The sequence below is a fragment of the Bradyrhizobium sp. USDA 4341 genome, assembly GCF_054063755.1.
Genome location: NZ_JBSSGO010000002.1, coordinates 1,912,563 through 1,937,101, shown reverse-complemented (window position 1 = coordinate 1,937,101; position 24,539 = coordinate 1,912,563). Strand labels below are relative to the sequence as shown.

Sequence of the window (24,539 nt, the reverse complement as noted above, 5' to 3'; positions counted from 1 at the left end):
TCAGATGTGTGGCATTGCTGGCATTCTGCATTTTGGCGCCTGTCCGGACGCGAACGCCCGGATTCGGAATATGGCGGCCAGCATCGAACACCGCGGCCCCGATGACAGCGGCTTCCATTTGTCGCCAGACGTCGCATTGGGTTTCCGCCGGCTTGCGATCGTCGACCTGGCCACCGGCAACCAGCCGATGTGCAACGAGGATGCAACCGTATGGGTGGTCTTCAATGGAGAGATCTACAATCACCGCGAGCTGAGAAAAGAGCTCGAGGCCGCCGGGCATGTCTTTGCGACAGACCACTCGGACACCGAGGTTCTGGTCCATGGCTGGGAGCAGTGGAAGGACAGGTTGTTCAACAAGCTGAACGGCATGTTCGCCTGCGCCATCTGGGACGAAAACCAGCGTGAGCTGGTGATCGCCCGCGACCGATACGGGATCAAGCCGGTCTACGTCACGGAGTTGCCTGGCAAGGGTCTCGTGTTTGGCTCGGAAGTGCGTGCGCTGTACGCCAGCGGATTGGTGAACAAGCAGTTCGATGCGTCAGCGACGTTGGAGTACTTCACGCTGATGAACAATTGGGGAGGGCGCACGCCGTTCCGGGGTGTCCGTCTTCTCAAGCCTGGTACGTTCGAACGATTTACGGCGAATGGGAGTTCGAGCGGCACCTATTGGGCTGCCGCTTACCATCGCAAATACGCGCCTGGTCTGGCGCGGGCTTCGGGCGAATTCGGCGAAATATTGCAGGCGGCGTTGCGCAGGCAGTTGGCTGCGGATGTGCCTGTTATGGCGTATCTGTCCGGCGGGATCGACAGCTCGGCGATCACGGCAGGCGCGCACCAGATCGATCCGGTCGTGCGCGCCTATTCGTGCATCTTCGATCTTGAGAATGTCGGTGTCGACAAATTCGTCGACGAGCGCGAGTTCTCCCGGGAGGTCGCCAAGCAGCTCGACATCGAGCGTGTCGAGCTGATGGTGCCGCAGGTTGCCTTGGCCCGTCATCTCGATGCGACGGTTGGCGCGATTGAATATCCTCGCATGGGAATGGCCTATGTGAATTATCTGATCGCGCAACGCGTCGCTCAGGATGCAAAGGTCGTGCTGTCGGGTACGGGCGGTGACGAGGTCACCGGAGGGTATGTCGGCAGATACGCCATCGTGCCGAGGGCGGCTCCGGCCTCCCTGATGCAGCGTGTCATGCAGCGTTTTCGCGCCGCGGCGGGAGATCCGGCAGCGTCACGGGATGCCTTTGCCCTCTACCGCGCAAGCCTCAACGTCCCGGTATCGGCGGACAAGATCGGCGAGGCCTTTACGCCGGAGTTTCTGCGAGCCGCAGGAGGTTTCGATCCGCTCGCGGCGATCGGAGATGCGATCGGGTCGGTTCCGTCGCGGGATCCCTGGGACGCCGTCATGCACGTCGACCTGACCACCTATCTTCCAGGTCTTTTGTCGCTGGAAGACAAGCTGTCTATGGCGCATTCCCTTGAGACCAGGGTGCCACTTCTGGATAACGAGCTGGTCGACTATCTGCTCGGCGTGGATTGGGGCCTGCTGTCCGACGGCACCACGGGCAAGATCCTGTTTCGCGAGGCTGTCCGGCCGCTGGTCCCCGACACGATTTACCGGAAACCGAAGATGGGATTTGGTCCTCCGGACGCGTCTTGGTACAGAGGGATTCTGCGTTCATGGATCGAGGAGCAACTCTCGGAATCCCGCATTAGGCAGCGAGGCGTATTCCAACACGACTTCGTACGTCGGATTCTGGACGAGCATTTCGAGCAAAAGGCAAACCATGTCGCGTTGATCTGGTGTTTGCTCAGCTTCGAGTCCTGGTGCAAGCAACATGGTGCCTATGGCGGCGCCGTCCATTAGTTGCAGTTGTAGGAGCTAGATTTATGCGAACCGTTGCGTCTTCACGTCTCCGTCCGAACGGAATGGAGCTTCAGCTTGAGGCTTTCACGCAACAGGAAGGCCAGGTCATCGAAGGCGTGCTTCGGACGCCCGATGCATCGCTATGGTATCCGATCCTGCACGGGGTTCCCTGCTTCCTGAGCGGCCCGATGCAGCCCGACCTGACCGATTTCTGCTCACGGTACGGCTTGCCGAAGCCGGCGACCGCGCAGAGCCGGCCGGAAGCCCATGAGCAGGCCAAAACAAATCAGACCTTCTCGGACAAGTGGCGCCGCTTCAAGCAGTATGGGCTGCAACCCGAGCACAAGGAATTCCTGTTCGGCTGGTATTGCAAGAAGCTTGGGCTGCCCGATCTGGACGCCTTGAAGGCTTTCTACCGGTCCAAGCAGCGCGTGCTCGAGGTCGGTCCAGGGTCGGGCTTCAATACAAGGTTCATCGCCGAGAACTGCCCGGGCGAGGTGTTCGCGCTCGACGTGTCTGATGCTGCGTTGACGACGTTCGAGAACACCCGCGATCTCGAGAACTGCTCGGTCGTCCAGGCCGATTTGATGGAAGCTCCGTTCCCCGATGACACGTTTGATTTCATCATCGCGGACGGGGTGCTGCATCACACACCCAACACCAGGGCGGCGGTGGAGGCCCTGTACCGGAAGGTCAGGCCCGGCGGCCAGTTCTTCTTTTACGTCTATCGGAAGATGGGCGCCGTGCGCGTCTTCGCCGACGACCATGTCCGCCAGAATTTCATGCCGCTCTCCGCGGAGGAATGCTATGCGGCGTGCGAAGGGATCACGGAACTGGGCCGGGAGCTATCGCGGCTGAACGCCACGATCACGCTTGAAAAGCCTATACCGGTGCTCGGGATTCCCGCAGGAACGCACAACGTTCAACGATTGCTGTACTATAACTTCCTGAAATGCTTCTGGAACGAGGCGTTCGACTATGAAACAAACAATATGGTCAACTTCGATTGGTATCATCCGCATAACGCCTGGCAGCACAGCGATGACGAGGTTGCGGGCTGGATGAAGGAGCTTGGAGTCAAGGACTGCACCTTCAATGACTCCAATCCGAACGGGATTTCAGTCTTGCTGACGAAGCCAACGGTCTGACACGGGCATGCGGATATTATTGACGGGCTGTAGCGGTTTCGTCGGCTCTGCTCTCGGCCCTCGGTTGGTGGCCGAGGGGCACGAGCTCTTCTGCGTTTGCCGGCCGGGAACGTCGGTCGCCTTCGGAACGACCGTGGTTTGGGACGGAGCGGCTTCGATCGAAGCTTCCAGCTTCCCGAAGACGATCGATGTCGTTGTTCATGCCGCCCAGTCGCGGCGCTACCGCGATTTCCCCGCGGATTCGCGCGAGATGTTTGACGTCAACGTCGGCATGACGATGCGGCTGCTGGATTGGGCGGCTCGGGCGGCGGTCAAGCGTTTTTGCCTGCTGTCGTCGGGGGCGGTCTACGAGCCGTTCGCGGCAGCGCTGAGAGAGGATGCCGGCCTTGCGCCCCCCGGCTTCCTCGGCGCGAGCAAGTTTGCCTCTGAAGTCGTTGCGAAGCCGTTCTCCAGCATTCTTTCCTTGAGCATTCTGCGGTTGTTCTTTCCGTACGGCCCGGGCCAGCGCGATCGGCTCATTCCGCAACTGATACGCAGGATCCAGGACGGCGGGGCGATCCAGCTCTCCGGCGGCGAGGAGGGGATTCGCCTTGCTCCCACCTTCATCGAAGACATCGTCGAGGTCATCCTTGCGAGCATTGCGTCGTCCTGGACGGATACGCTCAACGTGGCGGCCTCCGAGACGCTCTCAATCCGGCAGATCTCGAACACGATAGGTCAGCAGCTCGGCCTCGAACCGAAGTTCGAGATCGTGAACCCGAACACCCCTGCCGTCGATATTGTTCCTGACCTGAGCCGCCTTGCATCTCGTTTGGACTTGCGGCGATTTGTGCAGTTCAAGGAAGGGATTCAAAAGACGATCTCTGCGAGCCCTGTCGACGCACCGGATCATCGTCTGGCTGAATCGCAACACCGTTAGTGAAGTCCATGACGCTGAAGATTTTGACCATAGTTGGTGCCCGGCCGCAGTTCATCAAAGCCGCGGCCGTCAGTCGCGCGATCCGGGAGACCGACGGGCTCTCGGAAGTGATGGTGCATACCGGCCAGCATTTCGATCCCAACATGTCCGACGTCTTCTTCGAAGAGCTCGACATTCCCAAGCCGCGACATCATCTCGATATCAATGGCGGCGGCCATGGCGATATGACGGGACGCATGCTGATGGCGATCGAGCCGATCCTGCTCGAGGAAAAGCCCGACTGGGTCGTCGTCTACGGCGACACCAATTCGACGCTGGCCGGTGCTCTCGCGGCGTCGAAGCTGCACATTCCGGTCGCGCATGTCGAGGCGGGGCTCCGATCGTTCAACCGCCGCATGCCGGAAGAGATCAATCGGGTCGTGACAGACCATCTCTCCGCTCTGCAGCTCTGTCCGACGACGACTGCCGTCACCAATCTTGCCGCTGAAGGCGTGACGGCCGGCGTACATCACGTCGGGGACGTGATGTACGATGCGACCCTGTTCGTGACCGACAAGGCAGAGAAGAGCTCGACGATATTGACCAATCTCGGGTTGGCCTCGAAGACATATGCGCTCGCGACGATCCATCGCGCCGAGAACACCGGCGATCGGCAGCAGCTTCTCGCGGTCGTGCAGTTCTTGCAGGATCAGTCGCGAAAGTTTCCCGTTGTCCTCCCGCTGCACCCACGCACCCGACAGGCTGCGTTGGCGATGGGGGTCGATCTGGACGGCTTGAAGGTCATCGATCCAGTGGGCTACCTCGATATGGCGAAGCTTCTGCACAACGCCCTCGAAGTCTATACGGACTCGGGAGGGGTGCAGAAGGAAGCCTATTTCCATCGTGTGCCGTGCATCACGTTGCGTGACGAGACCGAGTGGACGGAGACCATCACGCACGGGTGGAACCGGCTCTGGAAGCAGTCGTCGCAGGCCGTTCGGCGCGATATCGACGAGTATGGGACTGGTCGCGCCGCCTACCACGTCGCGCGCCTATTGAGCTCAGGCGGCCCGCGATAGCCTTGCCGTCGGGAGAGGCCTCCAGCACGGCTTCCAGGGTTGTGGCTTTGCCGCTATGGCGCTATCAGAGGCCCAGTTAGATGGTTTTCAGGCCGATTATCCGTAACAACCCCGTACGAGTGATGAAATGAATTCCGAATTGATCGCGAAGCTCAACGAGAGAACGGCCAAGATCGGCATCGTCGGTTTGGGCTATGTCGGCCTGCCTCTGATGCTTCGCTATTGCGAGGTCGGCTACAAGGTGATCGGCTTTGATATCGACCAGACCAAGGTCGACGCGCTTCGCGCCGGCCGCTCCTATATCGAGCATATCTCGAGCGCCAGCATCAAGAATGCGACGGAGCTTGGGTTCGAGCCGACGACCGATTTCTCGCGCGCCCGCGAGGTCGATGCGCTTATCCTTTGCGTTCCGACGCCGCTCAACAAGTATCGCGAGCCCGATCTCAGCTTCGTGCTGAACACCACGGAGTCGCTGCTGCCGTATCTCCACCAGGGAATGGTGTTGTCGCTCGAAAGCACGACCTATCCCGGTACGACGGAGGAGGAACTGAAGCCGCGCATCGAAAAGTGCGGCTTCACCGTCGGCAAGGACGTATTTCTCGTTTTCTCGCCGGAACGCGAAGATCCCGGCAACCAGAATTTCACGACGCGTTCCATTCCGAAAGTCTGCGGCGGCTGCACGCCGGCATGTCTCGAGGCCGGCATCGCGCTCTATGGCCAGGTGATCGACAAGGTCGTTCCGGTGAGCTCGACGCAGGCCGCCGAGCTGACCAAGCTCTTGGAGAATATCCATCGCTCGGTGAACATCGGTCTCGTCAACGAGATGAAGATGGTTGCCGACAAGATGGGGATCGACATTCACGAGGTGATCCGCGCGGCCGCAACCAAGCCGTTCGGGTTCGTTCCGTACTACCCCGGTCCCGGCATCGGCGGTCACTGCATTCCGATCGACCCGTTCTATTTGACGTGGAAGGCGCGGGAATACGGCATGCACACGCGCTTCATCGAACTCGCCGGAGAGATCAATTCCTCGATGCCGGACTACGTGGTGTCGAAGATTTCGCTGGCGCTCAATCAGAGGCACAAGTCGATCAGCGGCAGCTCGATCCTGGTTCTCGGCATCGCCTACAAGAAGAATGTCGACGACGTCCGCGAATCGCCGTCGGTGGCCTTGATGGAACGGCTTCGCGATCTTGGCGCCAAGGTGTCCTACAGCGATCCGCACGTCCCCTCGTTCCCGAAGATGCGGGCGCATTCGTTCGATCTGTCGAGTGTCGCGCTCACCGAGGACAGTCTGCGCGGATTCGATTGCGTCCTGCTTGCGACCGACCACGACAAGTTCGACTATCAACTGCTCGGCGCGCATGCGCCGCTGCTGGTCGATTGTCGCGGAAAGTTTCCTCAACCGGCGGACAATATCATTCGCGCCTAGGCGATCTCGCAGGCGCTCCGGCTGCCATTCGCCCAGAACCGTAGCACTAGGCGGCCTCAGCACCTGGTCGATGATCGCTCACTGCGACTGTCGACGCTGCCGTCTGGTCGAAGGCCGACCGCGGTGCAATGTACCAGAGCAGGAAGAGCAGCCCGGTGCCGTTCGTGAGCAGGGCTGTCGAAAGTGGTACGTTGAGGAGAACTTGCGGGAGAAGTCCGGCGGATAGCAGTACGAATTGCGGCGGCAACCCGGACGAGAGGCGATTGCCGAGAGCAATGATCAAGCCGCAGCCCAGTGCGGACACCGGCGCGAGCACGAGGCCGACCGATGCGATGCCTTCGGTGGCAAAGAGCGAAGCATTGAAAGCACCGAGATCGTAGGACCTGGCCATGACGGCCCATATCGGCTCGTCGTAGGCGCACGCGACCACGAGCTTCACCGCGTTGATCTGGCAGAAATGGGTCAGCGGATGTGCTGAGAAGTAGTTGTTGTAGATCTCGAGGGCGAGCGACGGGATCGCAACCATCCTGGTGTTGACGGTGCCGAAATAGATCAGTCCGGGCTTGAGTGGAAACAGATCGGTCTTGACCAGGACGAACAGGATCGTGCCAATCAGCACAGGCAGGAAGAACGATAGGATCGTTGCAACCCTGGCCTCGGCCAGCTTGCAGACGAGCGCGAGAAACAGCAGCCAGACCGGCGCAAACAGCGCCATCTTGGTCAGCATGATTGGGTAGATCAGGAGCATCAGAGCGAGCGCGATCCCTGCCTGCCAGAACCGCTTGCTGGTGACGAAGCAGGCAAAGGCGAGCGGCAACAGGGCGTTTGAGACGATCCAGACCGCATATCGCAGGATGCCCGGCAACGCGACCTCGGCGCGATATTTGTACATCTCGTTGAGATCGACCAGCTTGAGGTTGTAGAGGGCGCCGATGCCGATGATCGCGGCCGAGGCGATCAGGATGACGGAAGGCATCATGTAAAAGGCGCGGGCCGGCATGACGACAGCCTGCCGCATCGGCGAGGTGATAAACAGTGTGGGGACAAGGAAGGCGAACGCCGACAGCACGATCGAGATGAGTGCCAGGCGGTGATCGTAGTCGAGCAGCGAGAACTCGATCAGCCAGAGATATCCCAGGACCATAATGTAGAAGTAGAAGCCGACGAGATAGCCGAAACTGAAGCGGCTGATTGCGAACAGGATGACGACGGGACTGAACACCAGAACGTTCAGGATCGCAGATGTCAGGTGCGATTTGTCGAAGCCGATGACGCCCGGGAACGAATCTGTGATCGTGATGCAGTACAGCGAGATGCAGCAAATCGCGACGTGGGCATAGGCGAGCAGGGCAAGCTTGGCTTGGCGCCAGCCCAAATCCGGCTCCAGCTGCATGACGCGATGGTTCATCCTCATTTGCCGCCGTACCGGGCTCCGCGTTTGGACTATCTCGTTGGTGATCGTATTCGAGCAGGCTGGGCCCGAATAATCACCACACGATGACGCCTCCTGTGTCCAACGACATGGCACGGCGCCGCTAGGACGACAAGGATAGGCTGGTGCTTCTTGCCGCTTTTCCTGCCGGTGATGCAGGGCGGCGTTGCCTTGAGCAACAAATCCGCCGCGGGTCGTGCTGTCCGATCGGGGCAAGGCCTTGCCTTATCCCGAGTTTTCTGGGTAATGGACGCTATGCTGCGGCTCGCAAGGCCGCTTGTTCCCTCGGCTCTTCGGCTGGCTGCAATGGCTGGTCACGAGACAAGACAGGGCCTGTTGCATGATCAGATTTGGCCTGCTCGGGTGCGGGCGTATCGCCAAGCGCCATTCCGATCTCCTGGGTGGCAATCACATCGCGGGAGCGAGCCTGGTTGCAGTTTGCGATCCGCTTCGTGCGCGTGCCGATGCGATTGCCGGGAAGTTCGCCGTTCCCGCCCATTACGACTTGGACGAGTTCCTGGCGCGCAAGGATATCGACGCCGTTGCCGTGCTGACGCCGAGTGGGCTGCATCCCGCGCATGTGATCGCCTGCGCCAGGGCGGGCAAGCACGTCGTGGTCGAGAAGCCGATGGCGCTGCGGTTGCAGGACGCCGACGACATGATCCGGGCCTGCGACGAGGCCGGCATCAAGATGTTCATCGTCAAACAGAACCGCTTCAACGTGCCGGTCGTCAAGGCGCGCGAGGCGCTCGATGCCGGGCGCTTCGGCAAGCTCATCCTGGGGACGGTCCGGGTGCGCTGGTGCCGCGACCAGGCCTATTACGACCAGGACGATTGGCGCGGCACCTGGGCCTATGACGGCGGCGTGCTGACCAACCAGGCGAGCCACCATGTCGATATGCTGGAGTGGTTCTTCGGCGACGTGGTGAGCGTGCATGCGCGTGCGACGACGGCGCTGGCCAACATCGAAACCGAGGACACCGCCGTCGCGACGCTGAAGTTCCGCAACGGCGCGCTCGGGATCATCGAGGCGACCACCGCGGCGCGCCCGACCGATCTCGAAGGCTCGCTGTCGATCCTGGGCGAAAAGGGCACGGTCGAGATTTCCGGTTTCGCGGTCAACCAGATCCGGCACTGGCGCTTTGTCAATGAGCTGCCGTCGGACAAGGACGTCGTGGAGAAGTTCTCGGTCAACCCGCCCAACGTCTACGGCTTCGGCCATCAGGCTTACTATCATCATGTGGTCGATTGCCTGGAGAACCAGCGCGCTGCGCTGGTCGACGGGCTCGAGGGCCGCAAGAGCCTGGAGCTGATCTCGGCCCTCTATGAGTCGATCGAGACCGGAGAGGAAGTTGCGCTGCGCTTCACGCCGCGGTTGAGCCGGCTGGGTGTCGTTTCGTGAATCGGCCGGAAGTGCATCAGGCCAGCGTGCGCGAGGTCGCGTTCGGCGAACGCGTCAAGATCGTCGAGCCCTGCAACCTCTACGGCTGCAAGCTCGGTGACGACTGCTTCATCGGGCCTTTCACCGAAATCCAGAAGGGCGTGGTCGTCGGGGCACGCACCCGCGTGCAATCGCACGCCTTCGTCTGCGAGCTCGTCACCATCGGCGAGGACTGCTTCGTCGGACACGGCGTGATGTTCGTCAACGACACGTTCTCCATCGGCGGCCCGGCGCGCGGCCGCAAGGAGCTGTGGCGCGAGACTGTCATCGGCAACCGGGTGTCGATCGGCTCCAACGCCACGATCATGCCGGTCAGGATCACTGATGACGTCGTCATCGGCGCAGGGGCTGTCGTGACCAAGGACATCACGATATCAGGCACCTATGCGGGCAATCCGGCGCGCCGGCTGCTGGCGAGCCAATAGGGGAATATCGATGCCGGTGCCGTTTGCCGACCTGCAGCTGCAATACCAGTCCATCAAGAGCGAGATCGATGCGGCGATCGCCGGCGTGATCCGCGACAACGCCTTCATCCGCGGCAGCTATGTCGATGCCTTCGAGCGCGAATTCGCCGCGGCCGTGGAGGTCGCTCATTGCGTATCCTGCGCCAACGGCACCGATGCGCTTTACCTCGCCATGCGCGCGCTGAAGGTGAAGCCGGGCGACGAGGTGATCACGACGGCGCATTCCTGGATCTCGACTGCGGCGATGATCACCCATTCCGGCGCCACCGTCGTGTTCTGCGACACCGACGACGCGACGTTCACGATCGATCCGGCGGCGATCGCGGCCGCGATCACGCCGCGCACGGTCGGCATCATCCCGGTGCATCTGTACGGCCAGCCAGCGGACATGGACGCGATTATGGCGATCGCGCAGAAGCACAAGCTCTGGGTGATCGAGGATTGCGCCCAGGCCCATCTCGCGCGCTACAAGGGCCGCATGGTCGGAACGTTCGGCGAGGCCGCGACCTATTCATTCTATCCCGGCAAGAATCTCGGCGCGATGGGTGATGCCGGCGCGGTCGTCACCAATGATGCGGCGCTCGCCGAGCAAATGGCGATGCTGGCGCGCCATGGCGGGCTGGTGAAGCACCAGCACCACATCGAGGGCGTCAACAGCCGGCTCGACGGCATGCAGGCCGCGATCCTCTCCGCCAAGCTGCCCCATCTCACCGCATGGACCGAGGCCCGGCAGGCCGCAGCCGAGGTCTACGACGCCGGCCTCAACCAGATCGAGGATGTCGTGGTGCCCGAGGTCGCGCCGGCGCGAAGCCACGTCTACCACCTCTACACGATTAGGCACCCGCGCCGCGACGCGCTCGCCGCGCACCTCAACGCCAATGGTGTGCAGACCGCGATCAACTACCCCACCGCGCTGCCATTCCTGCCGGCCTATGCACGGTTTGGCCACCGGTCGGAGCAATTTCCCAACGCCCATCGCGATCAGGGCCAGATTCTCTCGCTGCCGATCTTCGCCGAGATCACGCGCCAGCAGCAGGATGAGGTGATCGACCTGGTTCGAAAGTTCTGATCGCGATGGTGGCCTCGCACCGGGTGCGGGGCTCAGCTTCGCTGCAGCAGCGGCTTCAGGAATGCTTCCAGATTGGGGCCTGAGAACAGGTAACCCTTCAGGCCCGCTGCGCGTGCGGCCTCCAGATCGGTCGGTTGATCACCGACCAGAAAGCTTCGTTCGACATCGACCGGAAAGCGCTCCAGCAGATCGGTGATCATACCCGGCGACGGCTTGCGTCGGGGGCTGACCTGCCGATATCGCTCAACGGTTCCTTCCGGATGGAACGGGCAATACTCAAAGGCGTCGATATGCGCGCCGATCTTGCCGAGCTCGGCGGCCATCCAGTCGTGGAGCTGCCGGATGTGCGCCTCCTCATAGAGGCCTCTTGCAACGCCTGACTGGTTGGTCACGACAAACGCGAGATAGCCCATGTCGTTGACGGCCTTCACCGCCTCGCGGGCGCCTTCGATCCAGACCAGCCTGTGGCTCTCGAACAGGTAACCAATATCCCGGTTCAGGACGCCGTCCCGATCGAAGAAAACCGCCGGCCGTCGCGGCTCACTTTCGGAAGCGCTGCTCATGAGGTGATGATCCCGTCTCCGCGAGGCATGAGCCAGCTCAATAGTTCACAATGCCGCCCGCGACAATGCGGACTGGACCACAACGGGGAGCGGTCTATCGCTCGTCCGCAATCACCTTGCCATCGTTCGGCAGCGAGCCCGCGCCGACCAGCTCGACGGCGCCGCCGAGTTTTGTCACGGTACGCAGCGTGGCCGCAACTTCGTTCAGCAGGGTAGCCGGCGCCGAAGCGCATTCGGCTTTCAGCGTCATCGCGTCGGCCTCGCCGGCGCGCGTGACGACGAGGCGCAGCCGTCCGAGCTCGGGATGGCGCTTGCCGATCTCGGCGATCTGCTCGGGGCGCACGAACATGCCCTTGACCTTGGTGGTCTGGTCGGCGCGGCCCATCCAGCCCTTGATGCGCATGTTGGTGCGTCCGCACGGGCTCGCGCCGGGCAGGGCGGCAGTCAGATCGCCGAGCGCGAGGCGGATCCACGGATGATGCGGATCGAGCGAGGTCACCACGATCTCGCCGACGTCACCGGGCGCAACGGGATCGCCGGTGCCGGGCTTGACGATCTCCAGGATCAAATCCTCATTGACCGTCATCCCCTCGCGCGCTGGCGTCTCGAATGCGATCAGGCCGATATCGGCCGTGCCGAACGCCTGGTAGGCCTCGACGCCGCGCGACTTCATCTCCTCCTGCAACGATTTCGGAAAGGCGGCGCCGGAGACCAGGGCGCGCTTGATCGAAGACACGTCGCGGCCGCCCGCTGCGGCGGCGTCGAGCAGGATCTTCAGGAAATCCGGTGTGCCGCTATAGCCGACCGGGCGATAGGCCTCGATCAGCTCGAATTGCTGCTCGGTATTCCCTGGGCCAGCCGGGATCACCGCGCAGCCGAGCGCCCGCGCGGAGGCGTCGAAGATGAAGCCGCCGGGGGTGAGGTGATAGCTGAAGGTGTTGAGAACCACGTCCCCTTCGCGAAAGCCGGCCGCAAACAGCGCCCGCGCGCCGCGCCAGGGGTCCGCCTGGCGGCCTTCGGGCTCGAAGATCGGTCCGGGCGAGGTGAACAGCCGGGCAAACGAGCCGGGCTTGTCGGCCACGAAGCCGCCGAAGGGCGGGGCGGCCTTGTGCAGGGCCGGGAGTTCCGATTTGCGCAGCACCGGCAACCCCGCCAGCGCCTCCCGGCTGGTGATGGACGCTGGATCGATGCCCCTCAGCAGGTTGGCATAGGCGGGCGCTGCCATCGCCTTGCGCAGCACGTCCGGCAGCCGGGTGAACAGGGCGGCCTCGCGCTCGGCCGGCTCGCGCGTTTCAAGGGCATCGTAATGGTCGGTCATGGCAGGTCCTTGAGAGGATTTGCGCAGGTGGCGTGTCGGTCCGCCCGTGCTATCAGACGGGGACCGCTGACATTGGGACGGTTCCAGGGAGCACGATGGCTGAGGCAGAGAGCGTTGCGGCGGACGGGGCCGCCGACGTCGTCGCGAGGTTGAAGCACCGCATCATCGACCACGCCTTGCCGCTGTGGTCGACGGTCGGCTGGGACGGCACGGCCGGCGGCTTTGTCGACCGGCTGCATCAGGATGGGACAGCCGACAGCACCGCGCCGCGCCGCCTGCTTGTGCAGGCGCGCCAGATCTATTGCTACGCCAAGGCGGCCCAGATGGGCTGGTATCCCGAGGGCCGCGCGATCGCGCTGAAGGGGCTGGACTACCTGCTGGCCAAGGCGAAGGCGCCGGATGGCCGGCCGGGCTTCGTGTTCAGCCTGACGCCGGAAGGCGGCGTGCATAATCCGCTGCGCGACACTTACGGCCATGCCTTCGTGCTGCTCGCGCTGGCGACCGCCTACGGCCTCGACCAGGACGCCCAGATCCGCGCCGAGATCGACGCGCTGCTGTCGTTCCTCGACACCCAGCTGCGCTCGCCCCATGGCGGGTTTCAGGAGGGCCTGCCGCCGTCGATGCCGCGCCGGCAGAACCCGCAGATGCATCTGTTCGAGGCGATGATCGCCTGCTTCGACGCGACCCACGATTTGTCGTTCCAGAACCGTGCCGGCGATTTCTTCGCGCTGTTCCTGGCCAACCTCTACGACAAGCAGACGCACACCCTCGGTGAATATTTCGAGGAGGACTGGTCGAGGATACCGCCGGTCAGCGTCGAGCCCGGGCACCTCGCGGAATGGGTCTGGCTGCTGAAGGGATTTGAACGGATCACCGGTTGCCCCACGGGACGCCCGCGCGGCGAGCTCCTGGCCTCTGCGCTGCGCTATCGCGACGCCACCGGCTGCCTGATCGACGAGGGCGATGCCGAGGGCAACATCCGCCGCCACAGCAGGCGGCTGTGGCCGCAGAGCGAGCTGGCGAAGGCCTGGATCGCGCAGGCCGAGTCGGGCGAAGCTGGCGCGGCGGACGAGGCCCGCGCGGCGCTGGTGCTGCTGGAGCGGCACTATCTCGGCCATCCCGTGGCCGGCGGCTGGTACGACCAGTTCGACCGCGAGGGCAGGTCGCTGGTCGCCACGATCCCGGCGTCCTCGTTCTACCATGTGCTCTGCGTGGTCACTGAGGCCGAGCAGGTGCTCGGATAGAACCGCCTTTCTGGTCTGACGCGTTTTCTGCACACGCAACTCCGCCCGAAAACGCCCGATATCCTCACAGCCAGCGCTTGCGCCGCTTGAAGCTCTTCAGGTTCTTGAAGCTCTTGCGCTGGTCGCCGGCGCCGCCGAGGTAGAATTCCTTGACGTCCTCATTGTCGCGCAGCTCGTCGGCGGAGCCGTCGAGCACCACCTTGCCCTGTTCCATGATGTAGCCATGGCTCGCGACCGACAGCGCGGCGCGGGCGTTCTGCTCGACCAGCAGGATCGTGACCCCGAGATCGCGGTTGATCTCCTTGATGATCGCGAACACTTCCTTGACGAGCAGGGGTGACAATCCCATCGAGGGCTCGTCCATCAGGATCATCTTCGGGCGCGCCATCAGCGCGCGGCCGATCGCGAGCATCTGCTGCTCGCCGCCGGAGAGGTAGCCGGCGAGGCCGGTGCGCTCCTTCAGGCGCGGGAAATATTTGAACACCATGTCGATATCGGCCGAGACCTCGCGGTCGCGCCGGGTGAACGCGCCGAGCCGCAGATTCTCCAGCGACGTCATGTCGGCGACGATGCGGCGGCCTTCCATCACCTGGAAGATGCCGCGGCGGACGATCTTGTCCGGATCGATGCCGTTGATGCGCTGGCCCTCGAACAGGATCTCGCCGCGGGTGACTTCGCCGTCCTCGGTCTTGAGCAGGCCGGAGATCGCCTTCAGCGTGGTCGACTTGCCGGCGCCGTTGGCGCCGAGCAGCGCCACGATCGCGCCCTTCGGCACCTCGAGGCTGAGGCCGCGCAGCACCAGGATGACGTCGTCATAGACGACCTCGATATTGTTGACGCTGAGCAGTGGCGGCGGCGGGACTGCCGTCGGCACCGGGCGGGCCGTTTCGAGGGTTTCGTTCATGGTCTCGATCACTCTCCACTGTCGTCACCCGCGTTTCGTGCGCAACTGCGCACGAGAGCGGGTGACCCAGTATTCCAGAGGCGCCAGCGATCAATCGAGAGGCCGCGGCGTACTGGATCCCCCGCTTTCGCGGGCGATGACGACTTCCTGAGTTACGGCCTCACCAGCCAAACCATTCCGGCTTGCGCGGCAGTTCGACGGTCTTCACCTTCTCGAGCTTGATCGTGCCCTTGCCCATCAGGTCGTTGATGTCGCCATCGGTCGCGCCGGAAACCTTCGCGCGATAGAGGTCGACCTTCGTCGTCGGGCGATGATCCTTCTCGGTCCAGTTCGAGGGATTGCACACGCCGTCCATGCCGGCCGGCACCCAGTCCTTCTTCTGGTAGAAGCCCTTGGCGACGTTCTCGCCGGTGGCGCCGCCGTTCTTGGCGGCCCAATCCAGCGCTTCCTTCATGTAGAGCGCGCTGCAGACCGCGGCGATGTAGTGCACCGGGCGATAGACCTTGCCCGACGGATCGGACATCTTCGAGATTTCCATCACCGTCTTCATGCCGGGCGCATTGCCGCCCCAACCGACCGCCGTGCGCAGCGGGAAGATCACGCCGTCGGCGGCATCGCCCGCGGTCTTGGCGGCATTCTCATCCATGCCCCACACGTTGCTGAGGAACTGGACGTCGACGCCGGCGGTCTTGCAGGCCTTCATGACCGAGATGTTGGAAGCCGCGGTATTGCCGAGATAGGCGTAATTGGCGCCGGAGCTCTTCAGGCTCAGGCACTGCGCCGAGTAGTCGCCGGGCGACAGCGCGAACACCAGCGGCGGCAGCACCTCGAAGCCGAGCTCGGTGGCGAGCGCCTCACCGGCGGCCTTCGGCGCGTTCGGATAGGGGTGGTTGGCGCCCATGTGGACGAATTTGGGCTTGCCGGGTTTGCCCTTCGCCTTCCAGTCCTCGGCCGCCCAGGTCAGCTCGGCGCGCAGCGCATCCGAGTAGCTCGGGCCGTAGAAGAAGTTGTACGGCGCGGGCTTGGCCTTGCCGCTGGTGCCTTCAGGATCGGTCAGCGCGGCCGCGTAGGAGCCCGACATGTCGGGGATCTTGTCCTGGGCGAGGAAGCCGGTCAGCGCCTCGGTGTCCGCCGTGCCCCAGCCCATGATCGCCGCGACCTTGGCGTCGGATGCCGACCACTTCTTGTACAGCGCGATCGCGCGCGGCACCTGGTAGCCGTAGTCGTTGCTGTCGACGCTGAGCTGCTTGCCGCCGACGCCGCCGTTCTTGTTGACCCAGGCGAAGGTGTCGGCGACGCCCTGGCCATAGGGCGTGCCGACGTCGGAGGTGCCGCCCGAGAGGTCCTGCAGATGGCCGATGGCGATCTGCGCCTGCGCGGTGGCGGCCGCGCTGCTGACCAGCAGCGCAAGCGAGACCGAGCTCAAAAGGGATCTAATCGTCATCGTTGTTTCCTCCTTTTATTCGTTGAACCGAATTTGAGTTGTTCCAAGCGCTAGTGCGAGAACGGATAGAGCTTCCAGTAGGCCTTGATCTGCCGCCAGCGATGCGCGAGGCCGTCAGGCTCGAACATCAGGAAGCCGATGATGATCAGGCCGATCGCGATCTCGCGCAGGAAGGTGATGTTGTTGTTGAGCTGCAGCGCCTTGTCGATCGCGCTGCCCTTCAGCCAAGCGCTTAGCCATTCCATCGATTCCGGCAGCAGCACCACGAAGGCTGTGCCCATCAGCGTGCCCATCACCGAGCCGGTGCCGCCGATGATGACCATCGCCAGGAACAGCACCGAGCGCTCGATGCCGAAGCCTTCCTGGGAGACGACGAGCTGATAGTGCGCGTAGAGCGCGCCCGCGATGCCGGCAAAGAAGGCGGCAAGTCCGAACGACAGCGTCCGATACTTGGTCAGGTTGATGCCCATGATCTCGGCGGAGAGATAGTGATCGCGGATCGCGACCAGCGCACGGCCGTCGCGGGTGCGCATCAGATTGGTGACCAGCAGATAGCTGATCACCATGTAGGCGAGCACGACGTAGAAATACTGCCGGTCGCCGCGCAGCGTGTAGCCGAAGATCGAGAACGGATTGGCGCTGGCCGGCACCGAGCCGCCCGAGAACCAGTCGGCGCGCGAGAAGAAGTCGAGCAGGATGTACTGCGCGGCGAGCGTTGCGATGACGAGATAGAGCCCCTTCAGCCGTGCCGCCGGCACGCCGAACACCAGGCCAACCAGCGCCGTGATCACGCCGGCGAGGGGGATCGCGAAGAACACCGGGATCGGCGCGTTGTTGGAGATGTAGGCCGAGGTGAAGGCGCCGAACAGGAAGAACGCGGCGTGGCCGATCGAGATCTGGCCGGTGAAGCCGACCAGCACGTTGAGGCCGAGCGCCGCGATCGCGAAGATGCCGATCTGGATCGCGATCGAGAGCAGGTAGTTGGACAGCAGCATCGGCGCGAAGCAGGCGAGCGCGATGCCCAGAATCGCGAAGTTGCGGCTGGTCGCGGTCGGGAAGATCGTGGTGTCGGCCGCGTAGCTGGTGCGGAAGTCGCCCGACGGAATGAGGGTGCTCGTTGCCATTGATCAGACCCGCTCGATGTCCTTGGTGCCGAACAGCCCGTACGGCTTGATCATCAGGATGATGATCAGGACGTAGAACGGCGCGATCTCGTACAGATTGCCCCAGTGCAGATACTCGCTGTCGACATACTGGGCGACGTTTTCCAGCAGCCCGATGATGATGCCGCCGAGCACCGCGCCGCCGACCGAGTCGAGCCCGCCGAGGATCGCGGCCGGAAACACCTTGATGCCGTAGGCGGAGAGGCCGGACGACACGCCGTTGACCACGGCGACCACGACGCCGGCGACCGCCGAGACCGTGGCCGAGATCGCCCACGCCATCGCGAACACGCTCTTCACGGAGATGCCGAGCGATTGCGCGACCTGCTGGTTGAAAGCGGTGGCGCGCATCGCCAGGCCGTATTTGGAGGCACGGAAGAACCAGGCCATGCCGACCATCATGGCAAGCGAGACCACGAGGCTCATCACATAGACGGTCTGGATCTGCAGTCCGAACAGGCTGACTGACTGGCTCTGGAATATCTGCGGGAACGGCTGCGGGTTGACGCCGAAGATCCACTTCAGCGCGGCCTGGAACACGGTCGAGAGGCCGATCGTCACCATGATGACTGAGATGATCGGTTCGCCGATCATCGGCCGCAGGATCACGACCTGGATCGCGATGCCGAAGATGAACATGAACACCAGCGTGATCGGCATGCCCACCCAGAACGGCAGCTGGTACTTCGTCAGCAGCGCCCAGCACACCCAGGCGCCGACCAGCAGCAATTCACCCTGCGCGAAGTTCACGACCTGCGTCGCCTTGTAGATCAGCACGAACGACATCGCGACCACGCCGTAGAGCGTGCCGACCACGAGGCCATTGACGATCAGCTGGATCAGGAACTGGATGTTCATGGGGTGTTGCCAACCTTGCAGATCGTCATCGCCGGGCTTGACCCGGCGATCCATCGCGAAAGAGGACCCTTGCGAAGGGGATGGATGCGCGGGTCAAGCCCGCGCATGAGGGCCAAATATGCGGATCGCGCGGCTTGAATAGTCATTCCGCAGCCTCCGCGATCGCGGCGCGGCCGAGATCGACGACCTCGAGCATGGTGCGGACGCGCTGCGTGGTGCCGTCCTGGAAGCGGATCACGGTGTCGACGGGAATGTTGGCCTTGCCGCGGTAGATCGCCTCGATGATATCGGCGTATTTCTCGTTGATCACGCCGCGGCGGACCTTTCGGGTCCGCGTCAGTTCGCCGTCGTCGGCGTCGAGCTCCTTGTAGAGCAGCAGGAAGCGCGAGATGCGTTGCGCCGGCGGCAGGGTGGCGTTGACCGTCTCGACCTCTTTCTTCAACAGCGCGTAGACCTCGGGCCGCGAGGACAGGTCGGTATAGGTCGTGAACGAGATCCGGTTCTTCTCCGCCCATTTCGAGATGATCGAGTAGCGGATGCAGATCATCGCGGCGAGCGCGTCACGGCCGGCGCCGAGCACGACGGCCTCGGCGACATAGGGCGAGAACTTCAGCTTGTTCTCGATAAATTGCGGCGAGAAGCGCTCGCCGCGCGAGGTCTCGGCGAGATCCTTGATGCGGTCGATCACCACGAGCTGCCGATTGTCGTTGTAGTAGCCGGCATCGCCCGAGTGCATCCAGCCGTCCCTGATGTCGGCGACCGATGCTTCGGGGTTCCTGTAGTAGCCGTGGAACATGTTCGGGTGCCGCACCACGATCTCGCCGACGCCGTTGACGTCGGCATTGTCGATGCGGATCTCGATGTTGTCGGCCATCGGCACGCCGGTGGTATCGGGATCGACCTTGCCTTCGGGATGCAGCGTGTAGGCGCCGAGCAGCTCGGTCTGGCCGTACAGCGTGCGCAGCGGCACGCCCATCACCTGGAAGAACTTGAAGGTATCCGGTCCGAGCGCCGCGCCGCCGGTTGCCGCCGAGCGCAGCCGCGTGAAGCCGAGCCGGTCGCGCAGTGCACGGAACAAGACCTGGTCGGCGAAGACAGAGCGCTTGCCTTCGGCGAGCGCCGCAAGCCCGGTCTTCATGCCGAGGTCGTAGAGCTGCTGCTTGAACGGCGAGGCGTCCATCACGCCGGCGCGCACGTCGGCCGCGATCGATTCCCAGACCCGCGGCGCGAACAGCACGAAGGTCGGCGCGATCTCGCGGAAGTCGTTCATCATCGTGTCGGGCTCTTCGACGAAGTTGACCTTCATCCGGGAGAGCAGCGCTTTGCCCAGCGCGTAGATCTGTTCCATGATCCAGGGCAGCGGCAGCACCGAGACATATTCGTCGTCCGGCCCCTTCGGATCGAAGGCGAGATAGGTCGCGCAGTGCCGCAGCACGCGCCCGGCCGAGAGCATCGCAAGCTTCGGGTTGGCCGTCGTGCCCGAGGTCGTGCAGAGGATCGCAACGTCCTCGCCGCGTGTGGCGTCGACCAGCCGCTCGTACAGGCCGGGCTCGCGCGCGGCGCGGTCGCGGCCCAGTGCGACGAGCTTGCTGGCCTCCATCAAGCGCGGATCGTCGTATTTGCGCATGCCGCGCGGGTCGGAATAGACGATGTGCTTGAGATTGGGCACGCGGTCCGCAAGCCCGAGCAGCTTGTCGACCTGTTCCTCGTCCTCGGCGAAGACCAGCTTGGCCTCGCCATAGATCAGGAGATAGGAAGCTTCCTCATCCAGCACGTCGCGGTAGAGGCCGAGGCTCATCGCGCCGATCGCGTGGCTGGCGATCTCGGCGGCGACCCAGTCCGGCCGGTTGTCGCCGATGATGCCGATCACGTCGCCGCGGCCGAGGCCGAGCTCGACCATGCCGAGCGCGAAATCATGGCTGCGGGTCTGGTAGTCGTTCCAGGTGAATTCGCGCCACAGCCCAAGATCCTTCTCGCGCAGTGCGATCTCGCCTCCGTGCTCCCTGGCGTTCAGGCGCAGCATCTTGGGAAAGGTGTCGGCCCGCGCGGCCCGACCGGCATAGTCCATCATGCCGCGCTCTCCCGCACCGCCGGCTTGTCGTCGGGACCGACCAGCACATCGTCCTCTTCGCCGAGATAGGCGCGCTTGACGTGGGGATCGGCGAGCACGGCCGCCGGATCGCCCTCGGCGATCTTGCGGCCGAAATCCAGCACCATGACGCGGTGGGAGATATCCATCACGACGCCCATGTCGTGCTCGATCATCATGACCGTCATGCCGAACTCTTCGTTGAGATCGACGATGTAGCGCGCCATGTCCTCCTTCTCTTCGAAGTTCATGCCGGCCATCGGTTCGTCGAGCAGGATCAGCTGCGGCTCCAGCGCCATCGCGCGGGCGAGCTCGACGCGCTTGCGCAAGCCGTAGGGCAGGGTGCCGGCGGTCGCCTTGCGCACCGACTGCAGATCGAGGAAGTCGATGATCTCCTCGACCTTGCGGCGGTGCTCCAGTTCCTCGCGGCGCGCGCCGGTCAGCCAGTACAGCGATCCTGTGATGAAGTTGTTCTTCAGCAGGTGATGGCGGCCGACCATGATGTTGTCGAGCACGCTCATATGGTGGAACAGCGCGAGATTCTGGAAGGTCCGGCCGATGCCGAGACGGGGCCGCGCGTTCGGGGTGAGGTCGGTGATGTCCTGGCCGCGATAGAACAGCTGCCCTTCGGTCGGCCGGTAGCGGCCGGAGATGCAGTTGACGATCGAGGTCTTGCCGGCGCCGTTCGGGCCGATGATGGAGAACAGCTCGCCGTCGTTGACGCCGAAGCTCACTTCGGTCAGCGCGCGGACGCCGCCAAAGCGCAATGAGACTCCGCGCACCTCGAGACTGTTAGCCACCCTGTTCCCTCCAGATACGGGCGCTTTGGCGCTCTTTATCTTCGCTTCGATCCTGCTTCGATCTTACATGGGCCGCCGGAGGGAGACCATCCGACTAATGAAGCCGGCGCTCGGGGGCATCGCTCGCCCCGATCGCCTGCGTCATGTGCGGTAACGCCGCACCCCGCCTGCAAGCCCGTCTCTCGCGTCGTCCGCGGTCAGCGATCCATCAAGGCGCTGCGCGGCGATAGGCGAGGTGGCTCTGAATACGAGAAAGCGATAGGTTGAATTGTCATGTGCCCGACAATTGGTCAGGAATTTTCGTTGGCATTCCAGGAAGCGGGTTCCTGGCTTCGCGCACGGCGTTGCTGCGGTGCAATATCGTGTCAGTATCTTGGGGTGGGATGCCGTCGCTAGAATGATTGCTGCTGACTACCTCAAGCGCATTGCGGCCTGGTCGCGCGAACTGAGCGAGCAAGAGATCGAAATCGCGCGCGCCGGCATTTCCGAGAAGTCCTACCGTGCCAACGAATTCATCTTCATGCGCGGCGACAATTTCCAGTACTGGACCGGCATCGTCACCGGGCTGGCGCGGATGGGCATCGTGTCGCGCGGCGGCAAGGCGGCGAGCTTCGCAGGCCTCACCGCCGGCGCCTGGTTCGGCGAGGGGACCGTGCTCAAGAACGAGCTGCGGCGCTACGACGTGGTCGCGCTGCGCGACACGCGCCTCGCGATGATGGATCGCCGGACCTTCGTCTGGCTGTTCGAGAACAGCGTCGGCTTCAACCGCTTCCTGGTGGGACAGCTCAACGAGCGGCTCGGCCAGTTCATCGCGCTGCTCGAATATGGCCGCACGCTGGACGCCACCGCGCGGCTGGCGCGCTCGATCGCCTCGCTATTCAATCCGATTCTCTACCCCGAGCTCACCTTGCACCTGGAGATCACCCAGGAGGAGATCGGGGCGCTGTCGGGTATCTCCCGGCAGAACGCCAATCAGTGCCTGAAACGGCTCGAGCGCGAGGGCCTGCTGCGGCTCGAATATGGCGGGGTGACGATCATCGAGCTCGACCGGCTGCGCCATTACGGGGAGTGACCGGCTCGGGGCCGAACGACGCCACTTTTCGAGGCTCTAAAGTCCTGATTTCAAACGATTATGCCATTAGACTTGAAGCAGGCCGGATGCTACAGACCGGCCTCGTCGGGACCGCGCGGTTTTCGCGCTCTCTGGAGATGACATGGCGGTTAAGGATTCGGCGGCTCAGGACTCAAAGCGGCGCGTTGCGCTGATCACCGGCATCACCGGGCAGGACGGCGCGTATCTCGCCGAATATCTGCTCGGCCTCGGCTATACCGTGCACGGGATCAAGCGCCGCTCGTCCTCGTTCAACACAGCGCGGGTCGACCATCTCTACCAGGACCCGCACGCCGGCAACGTGCCGTTCCTGATGCACTACGGCGACATGACCGATTCGACCAATCTGATCCGGCTGATGCAGCAGATCCGGCCGACCGAGATCTACAACCTCGCCGCCCAGAGCCACGTTCAGGTCAGTTTCGAGAGCCCGGAATACACTGCCAACGCCGATGCCATCGGCGTGCTGCGCCTGCTGGAGGCGATCCGCATCCTCGGCATGGAAAAGGAGACCCGGTTCTACCAGGCCTCGACCTCGGAGCTGTACGGGCTCGTGCAAGAGGTGCCGCAGAAGGAGACCACGCCGTTCTATCCGCGCTCGCCCTACGGCGTCGCCAAGTTGTACGGCTACTGGATCACGGTGAACTACCGTGAGGCTTACGGCATGTTCGCCAGCAACGGCATCCTGTTCAACCACGAGAGCCCGATCCGCGGCGAGACCTTCGTGACGCGCAAGATCACCCGCGCCGTCGCCCGCATCGAAGTCGGCCTGGAGAACAAGCTCTATCTCGGCAATCTCGATGCCAAGCGCGACTGGGGCCACGCCCGCGACTATGTCGAGGGCATGCACAAGATCCTGCTGGCGGACGAGCCCGGCGACTTCGTGCTCGCGACCGGCGAAACGCGCTCGGTCCGTGAGTTCGTCGAGCTGGCATTTGCGGAGGTCGGCCGCAGCATCGAATGGCGCGGCAAGGGCGTCGAGGAGGTCGGCGTCGACAAGGCGACCGGCAACACCCTGGTGCAGATCGACCCGGTCTATTTCCGTCCGACCGAGGTCGATCTTCTGATCGGCGACGCCAGCAAGGCGCGCGCCAAGCTCGGCTGGGCGCCGAAGACGCCGTTCGCGCAACTGGTGAAGGAAATGGTCGCCAGCGATCTCGTCGAGGCCAGGCAGGATGCGGCCAATGGCAAGCACGGCGTTTGAGCTGAAGGGCAAGTCGGTTTTCGTCGCCGGCCATCGCGGCATGGTCGGCTCGGCGCTGATGCGCCGTCTGGCGCGCGAACAGGCGGATCTGCTGACCGTGTCGCGCGGCGAGGTCGATTTGCGCGACCAGGCCGCGGTCAACGCCTGGTTTGCCGCGAAGCGGCCGCAGGCCGTGTTCCTCGCCGCCGCCAAGGTCGGCGGCATCGTCGCCAACAACACGCTGCGGGCGGAATTCCTCTACGACAATCTGGCGATCTCGACCAATGTGATCCAGGCGGCACACGCCAACGGGTGCGAGAAGTTGATGTTCTTCGGCTCGTCCTGCATCTATCCGCGCCTGGCGCCGCAGCCGCTGCGCGAGGATTCGATGCTGACCGGCCCGCTGGAGCCGACCAACGAGCCCTATGCCATCGCCAAGATCGCCGGCATCAAGATGGCCGAGGCCTATCGCAGCCAGTATGGCGCCGATTTCATCAGCGTGATGCCGACCAATCTTTACGGTCCCGGCGACAATTATCATCCCGAATACAGCCACGTCGTCGCCGCGCTGATCCGCCGCTTCCACGAGGCCAAGGTTTCCGGCGCTGGTAACGTCGTGGTGTGGGGCACCGGCACGCCGCGCCGTGAATTCCTCTATGTCGACGATCTCGCCGACGCCTGCATCCATCTGATGAAGGCCTATTCCTCGCCGGAGCTGGTCAATATCGGCACCGGCGAGGACATCACCATCGCCGAATTCGCCCGCGTGGTCGCCGCTACTGTCGGCTATCGTGGTGAGATCAGCTTCGACTCCTCACGCCCGGACGGCACGCCGCGCAAGCTGCTCGACGTCAGCCGGCTCGCCAAACTCGGTTGGCGCGCCGCGACTTCGCTCGAGGATGGCATCAAGCTCGCGTACCAGGCCTATCTGAACGAGACCAAGCAGGCGGCGAAATAATCGTTGGATCGCTCCGAGTCGTCATTGCGAGGAGCGAAGCGACGAAGCAATCCATCGTCTCGTCACGTCCCGAA

21 protein-coding genes are annotated in these 24,539 nt (G+C 63.4%); 12 read left to right on the top strand and 9 right to left on the bottom strand.

Annotation, left to right across the window (positions count from 1 at the left end):
• The first annotated feature begins 4 nt into the window (after nucleotides 1-4).
• From asnB to ACVIGB_RS15190, 5 genes are all read left to right on the top strand, one after another.
• The gene (gene asnB / locus ACVIGB_RS15210) at nucleotides 5-1,867 is read left to right on the top strand and encodes an asparagine synthase (glutamine-hydrolyzing) (protein WP_456722017.1); all 1,863 of its coding nucleotides are present in this window, start codon (nucleotides 5-7) and stop codon (nucleotides 1,865-1,867) included.
• Between the two features lie 62 nt (nucleotides 1,868-1,929).
• Nucleotides 1,930-3,015, top strand: a complete 1,086-nt coding sequence (locus ACVIGB_RS15205; RefSeq protein ID WP_456722018.1) for a class I SAM-dependent methyltransferase — start codon at nucleotides 1,930-1,932, stop codon at nucleotides 3,013-3,015.
• A gap of 7 nt (nucleotides 3,016-3,022) precedes the next feature.
• Nucleotides 3,023-3,934: an NAD-dependent epimerase/dehydratase family protein gene (locus ACVIGB_RS15200; protein ID WP_456722019.1), complete on the top strand. Its 912-nt coding sequence runs from the start codon at nucleotides 3,023-3,025 to the stop codon at nucleotides 3,932-3,934.
• 8 nt (nucleotides 3,935-3,942) lie between these two features.
• Nucleotides 3,943-4,992, top strand: a complete 1,050-nt coding sequence (gene wecB / locus ACVIGB_RS15195; RefSeq protein WP_456722020.1) for a non-hydrolyzing UDP-N-acetylglucosamine 2-epimerase — start codon at nucleotides 3,943-3,945, stop codon at nucleotides 4,990-4,992.
• A gap of 127 nt (nucleotides 4,993-5,119) precedes the next feature.
• Complete coding sequence (locus ACVIGB_RS15190) at nucleotides 5,120-6,424, top strand: nucleotide sugar dehydrogenase (RefSeq protein ID WP_456722021.1); 1,305 nt, start codon at nucleotides 5,120-5,122, stop codon at nucleotides 6,422-6,424.
• A 46-nt stretch (nucleotides 6,425-6,470) separates the two neighbouring features.
• Here the strand turns inward: ACVIGB_RS15190 and ACVIGB_RS15185 are convergent, their stop codons facing one another.
• The gene (locus ACVIGB_RS15185; protein ID WP_456722022.1) at nucleotides 6,471-7,832 is read right to left on the bottom strand and encodes a hypothetical protein; all 1,362 of its coding nucleotides are present in this window, start codon (nucleotides 7,830-7,832) and stop codon (nucleotides 6,471-6,473) included.
• 364 nt (nucleotides 7,833-8,196) lie between these two features.
• Between ACVIGB_RS15185 and ACVIGB_RS15180 the strand changes: the two genes are divergently transcribed.
• The 3 genes from ACVIGB_RS15180 to ACVIGB_RS15170 are packed head-to-tail and all read left to right on the top strand — an operon-like array spanning nucleotide 8,197 to nucleotide 10,830.
• Nucleotides 8,197-9,258: a Gfo/Idh/MocA family protein gene (locus ACVIGB_RS15180; protein ID WP_456722023.1), complete on the top strand. Its 1,062-nt coding sequence runs from the start codon at nucleotides 8,197-8,199 to the stop codon at nucleotides 9,256-9,258.
• A complete protein-coding gene (locus ACVIGB_RS15175; protein WP_456722024.1) occupies nucleotides 9,255-9,722 on the top strand; it encodes an acyltransferase in 468 nt (155 codons plus the stop codon). Before ACVIGB_RS15180 ends, ACVIGB_RS15175 begins: the two co-directional genes overlap by 4 nt.
• 10 nt (nucleotides 9,723-9,732) lie before the next feature.
• Nucleotides 9,733-10,830: a DegT/DnrJ/EryC1/StrS family aminotransferase gene (locus ACVIGB_RS15170; RefSeq protein ID WP_456722025.1), complete on the top strand. Its 1,098-nt coding sequence runs from the start codon at nucleotides 9,733-9,735 to the stop codon at nucleotides 10,828-10,830.
• A 32-nt stretch (nucleotides 10,831-10,862) separates the two neighbouring features.
• Here ACVIGB_RS15170 and ACVIGB_RS15165 read toward each other — a convergent pair whose 3' ends face one another.
• Nucleotides 10,863-11,393 carry an HAD-IIIA family hydrolase gene (locus tag ACVIGB_RS15165; RefSeq protein ID WP_456722026.1) on the bottom strand — a complete coding sequence of 177 codons (531 nt, stop codon included), beginning with the start codon at nucleotides 11,391-11,393 and terminating at the stop codon, nucleotides 10,863-10,865.
• Between the two features lie 94 nt (nucleotides 11,394-11,487).
• The gene (locus ACVIGB_RS15160; protein WP_456722027.1) at nucleotides 11,488-12,711 is read right to left on the bottom strand and encodes a phenylacetate--CoA ligase family protein; all 1,224 of its coding nucleotides are present in this window, start codon (nucleotides 12,709-12,711) and stop codon (nucleotides 11,488-11,490) included.
• 95 nt (nucleotides 12,712-12,806) lie between these two features.
• On the opposite strand from ACVIGB_RS15160, the gene ACVIGB_RS15155 reads away from it, so the two are divergent.
• Nucleotides 12,807-13,955 carry an AGE family epimerase/isomerase gene (locus tag ACVIGB_RS15155; protein ID WP_456722028.1) on the top strand — a complete coding sequence of 383 codons (1,149 nt, stop codon included), beginning with the start codon at nucleotides 12,807-12,809 and terminating at the stop codon, nucleotides 13,953-13,955.
• A 64-nt stretch (nucleotides 13,956-14,019) separates the two neighbouring features.
• Here ACVIGB_RS15155 and ACVIGB_RS15150 read toward each other — a convergent pair whose 3' ends face one another.
• From ACVIGB_RS15150 to ACVIGB_RS15125, 6 genes are all read right to left on the bottom strand, one after another.
• A complete protein-coding gene (locus ACVIGB_RS15150) occupies nucleotides 14,020-14,859 on the bottom strand; it encodes an ABC transporter ATP-binding protein (RefSeq protein WP_456722029.1) in 840 nt (279 codons plus the stop codon).
• Between the two features lie 160 nt (nucleotides 14,860-15,019).
• Nucleotides 15,020-16,303, bottom strand: coding sequence for an ABC transporter substrate-binding protein (locus tag ACVIGB_RS15145; RefSeq protein ID WP_456722030.1), 1,284 nt, complete (start codon nucleotides 16,301-16,303; stop codon nucleotides 15,020-15,022).
• A 50-nt stretch (nucleotides 16,304-16,353) separates the two neighbouring features.
• On the bottom strand, nucleotides 16,354-17,427 hold the full coding sequence (locus ACVIGB_RS15140; RefSeq protein WP_173637664.1) for a branched-chain amino acid ABC transporter permease: 1,074 nt from the start codon (nucleotides 17,425-17,427) through the stop codon (nucleotides 16,354-16,356).
• Nucleotides 17,428-17,430: 3 nt separating this feature from the next.
• The gene (locus ACVIGB_RS15135) at nucleotides 17,431-18,324 is read right to left on the bottom strand and encodes a branched-chain amino acid ABC transporter permease (protein ID WP_456722031.1); all 894 of its coding nucleotides are present in this window, start codon (nucleotides 18,322-18,324) and stop codon (nucleotides 17,431-17,433) included.
• Between the two features lie 142 nt (nucleotides 18,325-18,466).
• A complete protein-coding gene (locus ACVIGB_RS15130) occupies nucleotides 18,467-20,395 on the bottom strand; it encodes an AMP-binding protein (RefSeq protein WP_456722032.1) in 1,929 nt (642 codons plus the stop codon).
• The gene (locus tag ACVIGB_RS15125; RefSeq protein ID WP_456722033.1) at nucleotides 20,392-21,213 is read right to left on the bottom strand and encodes an ABC transporter ATP-binding protein; all 822 of its coding nucleotides are present in this window, start codon (nucleotides 21,211-21,213) and stop codon (nucleotides 20,392-20,394) included. Before ACVIGB_RS15125 ends, ACVIGB_RS15130 begins: the two co-directional genes overlap by 4 nt.
• Nucleotides 21,214-21,610: 397 nt before the next feature.
• Between ACVIGB_RS15125 and ACVIGB_RS15120 the strand changes: the two genes are divergently transcribed.
• The 3 genes from ACVIGB_RS15120 (at nucleotide 21,611) to fcl (ending at nucleotide 24,465) form a co-directional block, all read left to right on the top strand.
• Complete coding sequence (locus tag ACVIGB_RS15120; protein ID WP_092115508.1) at nucleotides 21,611-22,285, top strand: Crp/Fnr family transcriptional regulator; 675 nt, start codon at nucleotides 21,611-21,613, stop codon at nucleotides 22,283-22,285.
• Nucleotides 22,286-22,427: 142 nt separating this feature from the next.
• A complete protein-coding gene (gene gmd, locus ACVIGB_RS15115) occupies nucleotides 22,428-23,528 on the top strand; it encodes a GDP-mannose 4,6-dehydratase (protein WP_456722034.1) in 1,101 nt (366 codons plus the stop codon).
• Nucleotides 23,509-24,465, top strand: coding sequence for a GDP-L-fucose synthase (fcl, locus tag ACVIGB_RS15110; protein WP_456722035.1), 957 nt, complete (start codon nucleotides 23,509-23,511; stop codon nucleotides 24,463-24,465). The genes gmd and fcl overlap by 20 nt, the downstream gene beginning before the upstream one ends.
• The last annotated feature ends 74 nt before the right edge of the window (nucleotides 24,466-24,539 follow it).